Raw genomic sequence first — 12,814 nt, forward strand, 5'->3', positions numbered from 1 at the left:
GGCCGCACGGGGTTTCATGAACGATCGCAACAACACTATTGCTGGCTGGGTCCTGTTCGCGGGAATCGTTGCACTTGGCGCGTCGATCGTTTCGAGCGAGGTATTCAATTCCCATCGGCCCGAAACGATGGGCTATCCGATCGAAGGCGTAGCAGTTGAAGGCGAAGGCGGCGAAGCAGCCAAGCCGATCGAATTCTACCTGGCTTCGGCCGATCCGGCCAAGGGCGAGCAAGTGTTCAAGAAGTGCACTGCCTGCCACAACGCCGACAAGGGCGGCGCCAACGCGCTCGGCCCGAACTTGTGGGGCGTCCTCGGCGAGCCGATCGGCAAGGGCGCAAATGGCTTCGCCTTTACGGAGGCGCTGGCGGGCAAGGGCGGAAACTGGGATTGGAACAGCCTTTCGGAATGGCTCTCCAACCCGAAGAAGTTCGCGCCTGGGACCAAGATGACCTTTGCAGGCCTCGGCAATCCCGAGGATCGAGCCAACGTCATCGCCTTCCTCAACGCTCATAGCGACGCGCCAAAGCCGCTGCCTGCAGCACCGGAGGAGACGACCGCCGCTGCGGACGACAAGGCCGCGGCCGAAGCTGCTGGAGCCGGCGCCGAGAAGGCCGAAAACGAGCCGGTGCTCAACGAAGCAACGGCAGCCAAGGGCGGTCAGAAGAGCATGGGGGGCGAGGCCGCCAAGGTCAGCCAATAAGGCGGCGCAAACGCGCTAGCTCAGCACACTTCATAATGGGCGCAAACCGCGTCCCATGCCTCGTCGGCCGTCTCGCACCAGGTAAACAGGTCAAGGTCATGCGGGCTGATCACGCCCTCTTCGACGAGTCCCGGAAAATCGATCACGCGCTCCCAGAATTCGCGGCCGAATAGCAGGATCGGCAACGGGCGGACCTTGCCGGTCTGGATCAGCGTCAGCAGCTCGAACATTTCGTCGAATGTGCCGAAACCGCCCGGGAACACCGCCACCGCACGCGCACGCAGCAGGAAGTGCATCTTCCGCAGCGCGAAATAGTGAAACTGGAAGCTAAGGTCCGGAGTGACGTAATTGTTGGGCAGCTGCTCATGGGGAAGCACGATGTTGAGCCCGATCGACTCTGCTCCAACATCCTGGGCCCCGCGATTGGCCGCCTCCATGAACGACGGACCGCCACCCGAGCAGACGACGAAGTGCCGCTTGCCGTCCTCGTCTACCGGGTGCTTGCTGACTCGCGCCGCAAGCTTTCGCGCCTCGTCATAATAATGCGCCTTGGCGACCAGCCTCTCGGCAACCTTCTTGTCCCAGTCGGTGCGTGCTGCATCAAGCAACGCCTTCGCCTTCGACGGCTCGGGAACGCGGGCCGATCCGTAGAAAACAAAGGTCGAGGCGATGTTCGCCTCATTCATCAGCAACTCGGGCTTCAGCAGCTCCAGCTGGAAACGGACCGGGCGAAGATCTTCGCGCAGCAGAAATTCCGTATCCTGGAAAGCCAGCCGATAAGCCGCGCTTTCGGTCTGTGGCGAAGACGGCACATGCTTGGCGGCCCGCGCATCGGTGCTGGCTTGAGGGAAAATGCGTTTCGGAGGTTTGGGATCGGTCATCAGCGCGCGGGCTTAGCGGCACGCCGCGGATTGCGCAAAGCCTCAAACGCCAAGTGGCTTGCAGTATTTCTGTTGCTCCTCGGGCGAAGAGCGCAGCCGCGTGTCGATGTAATAATCGGCCGCCTCCGTTACATATTCGGAGTGTGCCGGGTCGATGAACGATGCGGCGTCGCGCTTCCATCCGGCGATGCATTCCGCTTTCGGCCGCGTCGACCGGCCGCAATCGACGAACACATCAAATGCACGCTTCCAGCTAAGGAACTGGGCCTTATCCATTGGTGCGCCATGGCCGGGGATCAACGTGACGAATGGCATGGCCTCGATTTGGCTGAGGGCCTTCTTCCAACCGTCGGGACAGGCAGTGTCCATGAAGGGCACGATGTCGACCACCAGGTCGCCAGCGATCGCCAGCCTTTCTTCCGGAACATAAAGCCACAGGTCGGCCTCGGTCGCCGCGAAATGCGCGACATGGATGTCGATCTTGCGACCCGCGATCCGCATCGGCCCGCTGGCGGTGATAGGTATTGTCGGCCGAAGCCTGTCCGGATTGTCGATTACCGAGCGACCGCGAAGGATTTCGGCCCTGCGCTCCGGCGGCGTTTTAGGGTCGGCGAGGATCTTGTCCGCCTGCTCCCTATTGCGGCCGAGAAAGCCGACGAGCCCGCCTTCGATCGCGGTCGTCGCATAAACCGGAGCCGCAGGATAAGCCTGGCGGATGTCATAATTGCCGGTCGTATGGTCGAGGTGCCAGTGCGTGTTGACGATCGCCGCGATCGGCCGCCCCCGGTCCTTTGCATAAGCCAACAGCTTTTCCGCATGATCCGGATGCCGACCGGTGTCGACCAGGATCAGCCCCGCTGGGGCATCGATGAAGATGCTGTTGCCATCCGGTCCCCTGTCCGCCGGAACCGAGCCGGAAATGACGTGGAAACTGCTCGGTCGCGCCCCATGAATCGGCGCGCCTGCCGATAACAATGCGACTGCTGCAAGGATTGATGTGCGCATCGAATGCCCCCTCGGCGGAGAGGGAGCCACTTGCCCGCGGCACGGGCAAGGGTGCTTCGATGAACGGGCGGGAGGAAACGGCGGCCTAAGCCTGGCGGTAGAATTCTATCTGCAGCGTAAATGAGCCTCGCTTATCGACATGGTGGCGGATGGTAGGCGGTATGACCATCCTCGCCGGCGCCGACAGCTCGACCGTTCCGCCATCCGCGTCGTCCCAGTTGAAGCCGATCGACCCGGACAACAGGGTCAATAGACCCCAGGTGCCCTCCTTCAGCCAATGCTCGCGGGTCAGCCCGGCAGGCAGGCTATGCTGGTTTAGTTCGCCTGACTGCCAATAGCAGACGGCATCGACCGGCAGGTCGTTCGGCCGGTTGAGGGCATCGCTGCCGTGTTGCACCATGGTCATGATGTCAGCGCTCCGATCACGGCTACCGCCGTCCCGAACATGGCGATTCCAATCGGGACAATTAGGACCTGCCCATATACCGAACCACGGCTCATTGGCCCGCACCAGGTGGGCAGCGCCTGCCCCTTGTCGAGCGGCGATTTGTCAGCCGGGCCGGACAAGTTCGCGAGAAGCGTACCGGTACCGAAAAAAACGACGGCATAGAGGGCCGAGATCACCACCATGAACAAGGCATAGCCGCTGCCGGCAACCAATGCGGTCATGCCACCGAAAAAAATGGCATAGCAGCCCACCATCAGCGCCCAGATCGAAGAAGGCAGCTGGAAACCGGGCTGGACGACGGTTGCTGAAGGCTTTGCCTGACGCTCGTCCGGCCCGTGGAACTCAACCTCTGCACAGTAAATTTCGTCGAACCGTTCCTGGCGAAAATCAAACATCGAATACCTCCTTGCCTATCCTGCTGCCGGCCAGCCCGTGACGATGAAGCTTGACGCCGGTGAGCAGGCTCTCCGCGATCGTGCGCGCCCTGGTTCCGACGTGGGATGTGGCCTCGGCATGGACTTCGCCATCACGGAGCGTGTCGTGGAACAGGGCCAGCCAGCGCCTGAAATGACGCTCCTCTAGCCCGTCGATCGCCACATGCTTGCGCATCGGACTGCCGTTGAATTCACCGCTGTTGTGCAGAACCGAGCGCCAGAATCGCTTCATCTGTTCGAGGTGGGCAGGCCAGTCGGCAATGCGCTCCCCGAAGATCGGGCCGAGCAATTCGTCGCCGCGGACGCGGGCGTAAAAACGCTCGACGAAGGAAGAGATGTAGTTGGCGTCGATCCCAATCGATATCGCCTCCGCGCGCTTCGCCTGCCGCGCATCCAGCGCGAATGATCTGACGCGATTTGGTCTGGATGTCATCGCAACGACTCATCTAAATAGGTATATGACATACCTTTTAAAGCGGTTGCGGTTAAAATCAATATATAATATGCGTATTTTAATGCAGCTAAGCCTCCACACCGACTACGCCCTTCGAATCCTGATGGCGCTCGCCGCCAGCGAGGAGCAATTGTCGGTCGACTGGATCGCCAGGCGCTATGGCATTTCGCGAAATCACCTGGCCAAGGTTGCGCAGGGCCTGCAGAGCGAAGGCCTGATCCAGACCTATCGCGGTCGCGGCGGCGGCATGCGCCTCGCCCGCCCGCCCAGCGACATCAATGTCGGAGATGTGGTGCGACGCTTCGAAAGCCTCGACAGTTTCGTCAGTTGCATGGGCGGCGGCCCGGGATGTGCAATCAACGGGGTCTGCGGCCTGAGGCCCGCCCTGGCTGGCGCTCTCAGGGCCTTTCTCGACCATCTCGACGAATACAGCCTCGCCGACCTCGTCAGTGAACGATGGCCGATGCTTCGCCGCCTCGCGCCCGAAGGCATTTCAGCGCGGGCTCAGTAAACCCGTGCCTTCGGTTTGATATATTCGACCTCGTCGGTCAGCGTGTAGGCGTGCACAGGGCGATAATCGATCTTCACCTTGCCGCCCTGGCCGCCCCATCCGTCGAACCAGGCGGCGGTGTGCTTCATCCAGTTCTTGTCGTCACGCTTCGGGAAGTCCTCATGCATGTGCGCACCGCGACTTTCCTTGCGGTTGGCCGCGCAATGCATGGTGACCACCGCCTGGGCGATCAAATTGTCGAGCTCGAGCGTTTCGATGAGATCGCTGTTCCAAATGAGGCTGCGGTCGGACACGCGGACGTCGGCCATTTTCTTGTAAATGGCGTCAATCTTGGCCTCGCCCTCAGCGAGAGTCCGCTCGGTGCGGAACACCGCGCAATCTGCCTGCATCGTCCGCTGCATTTCGTCGCGGATTTCTGCCGTCGGAAGCGATCCCTCGGCATGGCGGAACTTGTCGAGCCGGGCCAGTGCCAAGTCGGCAGCGCCATCCTTGAAGAGCGGCTGGGTGGCGCCGGGCTTGATCACCTCAGCCAACCGCAAGCCAGCGGCGCGGCCGAACACGACAAGGTCGATCAAGCTGTTGGAACCAAGGCGGTTGGCGCCATGGACTGACACGCACGCCGCTTCGCCAACGGCGAAAAGACCCGGGACAACGCTATCGGGATTGCCGTCCTTCAGGGTGACTACTTCGCCATGATAGTTGGTCGGGATTCCACCCATATTGTAATGGACGGTCGGCACGACCGGAAGCGGCTGGCGGGTCAAGTCGACCCCCGCAAAAATCTTGCCCGTTTCGGTGATGCCGGGCAGCCGTTCGTGAAGAATCTTCGGGTCGATATGGTCGAGGTGAAGGAAGATATGATCCTTTCGCTCACCGACCCCGCGCCCCTCGCGAATCTCCATCGCCATCGAGCGTGACACGACGTCGCGGCTGGCAAGATCCTTCGCGCTCGGCGCATAGCGCTCCATGAAGCGCTCGCCTTCGGAATTGGTCAGGTAGCCGCCCTCGCCGCGCGCGCCCTCGGTGATCAGCACGCCGACACCATAGACGCCGGTCGGGTGGAACTGGACGAACTCCATGTCCTGCAGCGGCAGGCCGGCACGGAGCACCATGGCATTGCCGTCGCCGGTGCACGTATGGGCGCCCGTGCAGGAAAAATAGGCACGGCCATAGCCGCCCGTCGCCAACACCACCGCCTGCGCACGGAAACGGTGGATCGACCCGTCGTCCAGGCACAGCGCAACCAGGCCGCGACACGCCCCATCCTCCATGATCAGGTCAAGCGCGAAATATTCGATGAAGAAGTCAGCGTCATATTTCAGGCTCTGCTGGTAGAGCGTGTGAAGCATGGCATGGCCGGTGCGGTCGGCGGCGGCGCAGGTCCGCTGCGCCGGCGGGCCTTCGCCCATATTCTGCATCATGCCGCCAAAGGCGCGCTGGTAGATCTTGCCCTCGGCGGTGCGGCTGAAAGGCATGCCGGCATGTTCCAGTTCATAGACCGCCGCCGGCGCCTCCCGAACCAGATATTCGATCGCATCCTGGTCACCCAGCCAGTCCGACCCCTTGACCGTGTCGTACATGTGCCAGGTCCAATGGTCCGGACCCATGTTGCCGAGGCTGGCGGCGATTCCACCCTGGGCAGCGACGGTATGGCTGCGGGTCGGGAAAACCTTGGTGATGCAGGCGGTCTTCAGTCCTTTTTCGGCCGCGCCCATCGTGGCACGCAGCCCTGAGCCACCTGCACCGACGACCACGACGTCATAGACATGGTCGATGATCTTGTAGGCAGTCATTTCTCAGGCGGCTCCAAACACGATCTTGGCTAGTGCGAACAGGCTGATCGCCGCGCCGGCGATCGCTGCCATGTTGAGTGCGAAATGAAGGCCGATCCGGTTGCCATCGTCATGAACATAGTCGTCGACCACGACCTTGAGCCCGTCGAGCCCATGCTTGAAGGCGGCGATAATCAACAAAGCCATCGGGATCGCGCCCCAGGCCGAGCCGAGCCATTCCTTGAGTGTCGCCCGATCGAGCACCGGCAGCATCAGGATCGAGAAGACCAGCCACAGCGAAAGCAGCACCAGCGCAACGCTGGTGAACCGCTCCTCAAGCCAATGATGGCCGCCTTCGCCCGATGAACCCAGGCCACGGACCTTGCCCAGCGGCGTCGCGCTCTCACCCTGGCTCATTTGCCCACCCCGATCAGGAAGTACCAGGTGAGCGCGGTCGCGAACAGCGATCCGACCAGCGTCATCACCGCCCAGAAACGATTGACCCGAAGCTCAAAACCGGCACCTGTATCGAGCACAAGGTGACGGATCCCGGAAAAGAAATGCTGCCAGAAGGCCCAGGTCAGTCCAGCCAGCACGGTCAGGCCCGCCCAATGTCCAGCGATCTTGGTGAAACCCGCATAGGCCTCATCCCCGCCGGCGATCGCAGCCAGCCACCAGGCGAGGACTGCCAGCCCAACCACCGTAAGCGCTCCGCCGGTCACGCGGTGGAGGATCGAGACCAGCATCGCCGGTCCCCACTTCCAGATCGTCAGGTGCGGCGACAAGGGTCGCTCTTGAGTGCTGTTCATGGGTCCTCAAACCGCTGTTGGAAGGCTGTGCACCCCTAGGCAGCATCGGCGCGGCTGGCAAGGTCGCCGCCGACAGCTAACCGCCTCTTAACCATTGCTAGGCATAGCGGAACTGAAGGCAACGTCTTGCGGTGGAGTTCAAGGTCCAATGGCGAATGTGGTGCAGGGAACGTCAAGCGGCGAATATGATCTGGCGCGCAGCCTTCGCCTTTACGATGCAAGCGGCGACCTTCCCGAGCGCGCCCGCCAGTTGTGGACGATCATTTCCGGCGAGGCCAAGGAGATGGCACGCGAATTCTGGCGCCGTTATGCCCGATCGCCGGAGGTTAAAGACCAATTCGACGATGCCAAGATCGACAAGCTGGCCGATCGGATCGTCCCTTTCATCAAATCGAAATTCGAGCGGCTCGACCATCCCCAATGGACCGACCAGGCCCAGGGCTTCGTCGAAAGTGCGCTCGGCAACGGCCTTACGCTGTCGACCCTGCTGGTCGGAATCAACGCCGAAACCGAAGCGGCCTATGCTGCCTTGCGTAGCCAGGTCAGCGACACTGACGATCGCGTCCGCTTCGCCCGGACGCTGTCGGAAATCCAGGCTGTCGAGATCGATGCATTCATCCACCACGCAATCGTCATCACCCGCAAGGAAAGCGACCGGGCCCAGTCGCACCAGGCAGGCACATTCAACAGCCGGGTGATGGGCGTGGTCCAGGATTGTACTCGGGAGAGCGAGGAATTGCGCGCGCAAGCGGGCCAAACCAGCACCGCTGCCCGCGGCATGCTCGGCAAAACCAGCGAAGTCGCCGCGGCGGCCGAGCAGTCGGCGGTGGCGATGCGCGAAGCGGCCCAGACCGCGGCCGGCCTGATCCGCGCGATCGAGGATGCCCGTACGGAGGTCGAAAATGCGGCCGGGGTCGCGACCCGGGCCGGGGACCAGGCCGAGCAGGCGGTCAAGGTTTCGCAGGCGCTGTCGGCGCATGTGGAAGCGATCGAATCAATCCTCGGACTCATTCGCGACATTGCCGGCCAGACCAACTTGCTTGCCCTGAACGCCACCATCGAGGCGGCACGTGCGGGCGATGCCGGACGCGGTTTCGCGGTCGTTGCACAGGAAGTGAAGAGCCTCGCCGCACAGACTGCGCGCGCGACCGACGACATCACCAACAAGATCACCGCGATCACCGCCGCGACCAAGCAGACGGTCGAAGCCAATGGCTCGATCAGCGCCACGGTCGAAGAAGTGCAGACCAGCGCCGATCGCATTCGCCAGGCGATGGAGTTGCAGGCGCAGACGGTGACAATGATCACCGCCGCCGTCGACGAAACCGCGCTCGCCGCCGACTCAATGTCTTCGACCATCGCCGCGATCCGCTCCGACACCGAGCAGGTCGCCAAGGACATCGACCAGGTCGAGCAGGGCTTTGGACGCTTTTCGACCCGCATCGCCGACTTTCGTTCCGCCACGAACGAGTTTGTTTCAACCTTCGCCGCCTAACCCGGGAGGGGCATCCCCATGACCGCGTTGCAGCCATTGACGGACAGCCAAGTGACCAATCGACTTGAAGCATATAATTCAGGCGGGGCCCTCGACCGCGATATTCGCGAGCTGTGGATGCATGCCGGCGAAATCATCGAGTCCGAGGTGCGCGACCAATTCGGCGACGACGCCGCGGCCAAGGCGCGCGTGCATTACACCACGCCGGTCGATGCCGATTGGATTCAGCAAGTCGCCGAGTACGGCCGCCGCCTGTACCATGAGAAAAGCTCGGTCCCGGCCTATATTGCCAAGCGCGACCAGTTGATCAGCGCCATCATCCGTCGACTGTTCGACTGCTTCTCGAACCAACCGGAAATTCTTCGCGAATGCGTCACTTCGCTGCAGCGGCTCACCAGTTACGAGACCGATATCATCCTCGCCCAGGTTGCTTTGCTTGAAGCCAATGAGGCCGCCGAAGCGCGCGGACGCGAGAGCGGGGAGTTCGAGCGCCGCGTTGCCGACCTGGTTCGTTCTACCGGCGCCCAGTCGACCGCGCTGACCGAGCGTACGCGGGCCACCGCTTCTTCGACTCGCGGCATGCTGGGCAAGACCAGCGAAGTTGCCGCAGCAGCGGAGCAATCGGCGGTGGCGATGCGGGAAGCGGCCCAGACGGCGGCCGGCCTCATTCGTGCCATCGAGGATGCTCGCTCTGAAGTCGAAACGGCGTCGGGTGTTGCAACTCGCGCGGGCGATCAGGCGGAAAAGGCCGTCGAAGTATCACGGGCCCTGTCGAACCATGTCGAGGCAATCGAATCGATTCTTGGCCTCATTCGCGACATTGCCGGCCAGACCAATTTGCTGGCCCTCAATGCCACCATCGAAGCCGCGCGCGCGGGCGATGCCGGTCGCGGTTTCGCAGTCGTCGCTCAGGAAGTGAAGAGCCTGGCCGCCCAGACCGCCCGGGCCACTGACGACATCACCAACAAGATCACCGCGATCCAGCAGGCCACCAAGCAGACGGTGGAGGCCAATGGCTCGATCAGTGCGACGGTCGAAGAGGTTCAGACCAGCGCCGGCCGAATTCGCCAGGCGATGGAGCTTCAGGCACAGACGGTAACAATGATCACGGCTGCGGTGGATGAGACTGCGCTTGCCGCCGACTCGATGAGTTCCACCATTGCCGCGATCCGATCCGACACCGAGCAGGTGGCCAAGGACATCGACCAGGTCGAACAGGGTTTCGGCAATTTCACCGACCAGATCGCGGACTTCACCCGCAAGACCAAGGAATTTGTCGCTCACCTGGCGGCGTGACGCTTCCCCGTCGCCTCGTGCCCCGCTAGTCGGGGCACATGAACATCCTTCTTACCGGCGCCAGCCGTGGAATCGGCGCGGCCGCGCTCGAAGCGCTCACCGAGTCAGGCCATCGCGTTGCGGGCCATTCGACCAGGGGCGGCGGCGGGTTGATCGCCGGCGACCTCGCCGAGCCCGCGTCGCCCCGTGCAATCTGGCAAGCCGCGCTGGATCAGCTTGGCGGTCGGGTCGACGTGCTGGTCAACAATGCCGGCATCTACGAAGGTGTCGCCGACGATTCGTCCGACGAGGAATGGCACTCCGCCTGGGCGCGAACCCTCGCCGTCAATTTGCAAGCGAGCGCCGACCTCTGCCGCCACGCGGTTCGCCATTTTCGCGAGCATGGCGGCGGGCGCATTATCAACGTCGCAAGCCGCGCCGCTTTTCGCGGCGATTCTCCCCAGCATTGGCATTATGCTGCGTCCAAATCGGCGATGATTGGCATGACCAAGACCATTGCCCGGGGCTATGCAGCAGAAAATATCCTCGCATTCGCCGTCGCGCCGGGCTTCACCGTGTCGGAAATGACCGAGGAATATCTTCGGGGTCGCGGCGGCGCGGCAATCGTCGCCGACATTCCCCTTGGCCGCGTTACGAACACTGCCGAGGTCGCCGAGGCGATCCGCTGGCTGGTGATCGATGCGCCCGCGGCCTCGACTGGATCGGTCATCGACCTGAATGGAGCCAGCTATGTTCGTTAGGCTGGCCACCCTCGCCATTGCTGCAATTGCCGCGCAATCCCCGATCCTGACCATCCCTCTGCAGAAGACGCCCCGACAGATCGAACGTCCTAAGGCGCCGATCGAGGAATCGGGCCCGCAATGGGCCGCGACGTGCGGCGATTCCACCGACTGGGACCAGCCTGCCCCGCCAGTGAGGATCCACGCCAATACCTACCTGGTCGGCACCTGCGGCATTTCCGCCATCTTGATCACGGGCGACGAAGGCCATGTCCTGATCGACGCGGGAACCGAGAAGGGGGCGGAGCTAATCGCCGACAATATCCGGCAGCTCGGCTTTCGGCTTGGTGACATCAAATATTTGCTGATGAGCCACGAGCATTTCGACCATGTCGGCGGGATGGCCCGGCTGCAGCAGCTGACTGGCGCTACGCTGGTAACATCCGCGCCGGCGGAAAAGGTTCTTAATACGGGCGTGGCCAGCACCGACGACCCGCAGTCGGGAATGCACAAGCCATTTCCCGCTGCCACGGTCGGCCGGGTTATCGGCGACGGAGGTGAGGTCCGCCTTCATGATCTCAACCTGACCGCCATGACGACGCCCGGTCATACGCCCGGGGCACTGAGCTGGCGCTGGGAGAGCTGCGACGGCGGCGTCTGCCGGACGATGGTTTATGCCGACAGCCTGTCACCAATCAGTCGCGACGATTATCGCTTTTCGGACCATCCAGACTATCTCGCCGCCTATCGCGCTTCGATCGCCAAGATCGCCAACACTCGCTGCGAAATCCTGTTGACCCCGCACCCTTCGGCGAGTGCGATGAAGGAACGGATGACCGGCAAGCTGCCTCTGTTCGACCCCACCGGTTGCCGTAACTATGCTGCTGCGCTGAGCAAGCGCCTCGACGATCGGCTGGCAAAAGAAGCCGCCAAATGAGCTGGCGGGTAACGCTTCGCTGCACCCGGGCCGAGGCTGAAGCGCTCCCTGAATCCGCCGACCTGTTCGCTCACGCCGATGAGCCACCGGTGATCGTCGCCGACGAGCCAGACCCACACGCCCCCGACGACTGGCGCATCCACGCCTATTTCGCCGAGCAGCCGACCACGCAAGAGCTTGTGCTCCTGCGACGCCTCGCCTTGAATGGCGAGCCCGATGTCGAGCATCTGGAGGATACCACCGACTGGGTGACGATGAGCCAGTCGGGCCTCGGCCCGATCCGCGCCGGGCGCTTCTTCGTCCACACGCCGATGCATTATGCCGACCGCCCGGCGGACGCGATCAGCTTCGAGATCGACGCCGGCCTGGCCTTTGGCACCGGCCAGCATGACACGACCGCCGGCTGCCTGGCCGCGCTCGACCGGCTGGAGATGTCAGGCAAGCTGTTCGCCAATATCGCCGATGTCGGTACCGGCACCGGCCTGCTCGCTTTCGCGGCCATGGCGCTGTGGCCGGAAGCCAGGGCCATCGCTACCGACATCGACGCGATCGCGGTCGACGTCAGCCGGGAGAATGCCGCGATCAACGGGGTGAAGCTCGGCCACGGCCCCGGCGAGCTGTTACTGGCGGTCGCCGATGGCATGGATCACCCGCTGATCACCGCCCGCGCCCCGTTCGACCTGCTCATCGCCAACATCCTCGCCGGTCCACTGATCGACCTTGCCCCCGCCTTCGCTAAATCGGTCGCGCCCGGCGCCAGCGTTATCCTCGCAGGCCTGCTCGACACGCAGGCCGACGCGGTCGTCGCGGCTTATGAGGCGGAGGGGATGAAGGTGGTTGAGCGGGGTGAGGGGGAATGGTGTGTCCTAGTGATGGAAGCCGTCTGAATCGGCCCCATGTCCATTGTCGGATGCAGGTTTAGGTTGAGCGGACGACAGCAATGGCCTCGAGCGTCACCGCATTATTGTTCGGCAAGGTCGCGCACCCCAGAGCCGTCCTGGCATGTCGCCCCTTGTCGCCGAGCCGCGCAATGATGAGCCCCGAAGCCGCATCAATCACCTTGTGAACCGATGGAAAATCATCCGCGGCATTCACATAGCCCCGCACCACCAGCATCTGATCGATCCGGTCAACATCTCCACCGGCAGCCTCCGTCAGGACCGCGAGGAGGTTCTCGGCCGCCCGCCTTGCCGCCTCCTGACCGGAGGCGAGGTCGAGATCGCGCCCGATCTTGCCGGTAACCAGTGCGCCCTCATGCGCGGAACTGATCGCCGAAATCGCAACGAGATCGCCCGAGCGGGTGAACGGCTGATAAAGCCCGACGGGGTCGGGAGGTATGTGCATGCCTGCCTC

General features: G+C 62.9%; 16 protein-coding genes. 7 read left to right on the top strand and 9 right to left on the bottom strand.

What is annotated here, in order from left to right:
* The first annotated feature begins 16 nt into the window (after positions 1-16).
* On the top strand, positions 17-700 hold the full coding sequence (locus tag LVY65_RS12145; RefSeq protein ID WP_235068515.1) for a c-type cytochrome: 684 nt from the start codon (positions 17-19) through the stop codon (positions 698-700).
* Between the two features lie 20 nt (positions 701-720).
* Here the strand turns inward: LVY65_RS12145 and LVY65_RS12150 are convergent, their stop codons facing one another.
* The 5 genes from LVY65_RS12150 to LVY65_RS12170 form a co-directional block, all read right to left on the bottom strand.
* Complete coding sequence (locus LVY65_RS12150) at positions 721-1,581, bottom strand: LOG family protein (RefSeq protein WP_235068516.1); 861 nt, start codon at positions 1,579-1,581, stop codon at positions 721-723.
* A 42-nt stretch (positions 1,582-1,623) separates the two neighbouring features.
* Positions 1,624-2,586, bottom strand: a complete 963-nt coding sequence (locus LVY65_RS12155) for an MBL fold metallo-hydrolase (protein WP_235068517.1) — start codon at positions 2,584-2,586, stop codon at positions 1,624-1,626.
* An 85-nt stretch (positions 2,587-2,671) separates the two neighbouring features.
* Positions 2,672-2,992: a DUF1971 domain-containing protein gene (locus LVY65_RS12160; protein ID WP_235068518.1), complete on the bottom strand. Its 321-nt coding sequence runs from the start codon at positions 2,990-2,992 to the stop codon at positions 2,672-2,674.
* Complete coding sequence (locus tag LVY65_RS12165) at positions 2,989-3,429, bottom strand: hypothetical protein (protein WP_235068519.1); 441 nt, start codon at positions 3,427-3,429, stop codon at positions 2,989-2,991. Before LVY65_RS12165 ends, LVY65_RS12160 begins: the two co-directional genes overlap by 4 nt.
* A complete protein-coding gene (locus LVY65_RS12170; RefSeq protein WP_235068520.1) occupies positions 3,422-3,901 on the bottom strand; it encodes a group III truncated hemoglobin in 480 nt (159 codons plus the stop codon). The genes LVY65_RS12165 and LVY65_RS12170 overlap by 8 nt, the downstream gene beginning before the upstream one ends.
* A gap of 82 nt (positions 3,902-3,983) precedes the next feature.
* Between LVY65_RS12170 and LVY65_RS12175 the strand changes: the two genes are divergently transcribed.
* On the top strand, positions 3,984-4,433 hold the full coding sequence (locus LVY65_RS12175; protein ID WP_235068521.1) for an RrF2 family transcriptional regulator: 450 nt from the start codon (positions 3,984-3,986) through the stop codon (positions 4,431-4,433).
* Here LVY65_RS12175 and sdhA read toward each other — a convergent pair.
* The 3 genes from sdhA to sdhC are packed head-to-tail and all read right to left on the bottom strand — an operon-like array spanning position 4,427 to position 7,014.
* Positions 4,427-6,226, bottom strand: a complete 1,800-nt coding sequence (gene sdhA, locus LVY65_RS12180) for a succinate dehydrogenase flavoprotein subunit (protein ID WP_235068522.1) — start codon at positions 6,224-6,226, stop codon at positions 4,427-4,429. The genes LVY65_RS12175 and sdhA overlap by 7 nt on opposite strands.
* Before the next feature lie 3 nt (positions 6,227-6,229).
* Positions 6,230-6,622 (bottom strand): succinate dehydrogenase, hydrophobic membrane anchor protein, encoded by a 393-nt coding sequence (gene sdhD / locus LVY65_RS12185; RefSeq protein WP_235068523.1) that lies wholly within the window; start codon positions 6,620-6,622, stop codon positions 6,230-6,232.
* Positions 6,619-7,014, bottom strand: coding sequence for a succinate dehydrogenase, cytochrome b556 subunit (gene sdhC / locus LVY65_RS12190; protein WP_235068524.1), 396 nt, complete (start codon positions 7,012-7,014; stop codon positions 6,619-6,621). Before sdhC ends, sdhD begins: the two co-directional genes overlap by 4 nt.
* A gap of 148 nt (positions 7,015-7,162) precedes the next feature.
* Here sdhC and LVY65_RS12195 point away from each other — a divergent pair, with 148 nt between their 5' ends.
* Genes LVY65_RS12195 through LVY65_RS12215 form a run of 5 tightly spaced genes read left to right on the top strand, consistent with a single transcriptional unit; the run spans position 7,163 to position 12,348 of the window.
* Positions 7,163-8,509, top strand: coding sequence for a methyl-accepting chemotaxis protein (locus LVY65_RS12195; RefSeq protein ID WP_235068525.1), 1,347 nt, complete (start codon positions 7,163-7,165; stop codon positions 8,507-8,509).
* A gap of 18 nt (positions 8,510-8,527) precedes the next feature.
* The gene (locus tag LVY65_RS12200; protein ID WP_235068526.1) at positions 8,528-9,805 is read left to right on the top strand and encodes a methyl-accepting chemotaxis protein; all 1,278 of its coding nucleotides are present in this window, start codon (positions 8,528-8,530) and stop codon (positions 9,803-9,805) included.
* A gap of 38 nt (positions 9,806-9,843) precedes the next feature.
* Positions 9,844-10,545: an SDR family NAD(P)-dependent oxidoreductase gene (locus LVY65_RS12205; RefSeq protein ID WP_235068527.1), complete on the top strand. Its 702-nt coding sequence runs from the start codon at positions 9,844-9,846 to the stop codon at positions 10,543-10,545.
* Positions 10,535-11,461, top strand: coding sequence for a subclass B3 metallo-beta-lactamase (gene bla, locus LVY65_RS12210; RefSeq protein ID WP_235068528.1), 927 nt, complete (start codon positions 10,535-10,537; stop codon positions 11,459-11,461). Before LVY65_RS12205 ends, bla begins: the two co-directional genes overlap by 11 nt.
* On the top strand, positions 11,458-12,348 hold the full coding sequence (locus LVY65_RS12215; RefSeq protein ID WP_235068529.1) for a 50S ribosomal protein L11 methyltransferase: 891 nt from the start codon (positions 11,458-11,460) through the stop codon (positions 12,346-12,348). The genes bla and LVY65_RS12215 overlap by 4 nt, the downstream gene beginning before the upstream one ends.
* A 31-nt stretch (positions 12,349-12,379) precedes the next feature.
* Here LVY65_RS12215 and LVY65_RS12220 read toward each other — a convergent pair whose 3' ends face one another.
* The gene (locus tag LVY65_RS12220; RefSeq protein WP_235068530.1) at positions 12,380-12,805 is read right to left on the bottom strand and encodes a RidA family protein; all 426 of its coding nucleotides are present in this window, start codon (positions 12,803-12,805) and stop codon (positions 12,380-12,382) included.
* Positions 12,806-12,814: the final 9 nt, after the last annotated feature.

Source organism: Sphingomonas cremea (assembly GCF_021502585.1).
GTDB lineage: Bacteria > Pseudomonadota > Alphaproteobacteria > Sphingomonadales > Sphingomonadaceae > Sphingomicrobium > Sphingomicrobium cremea.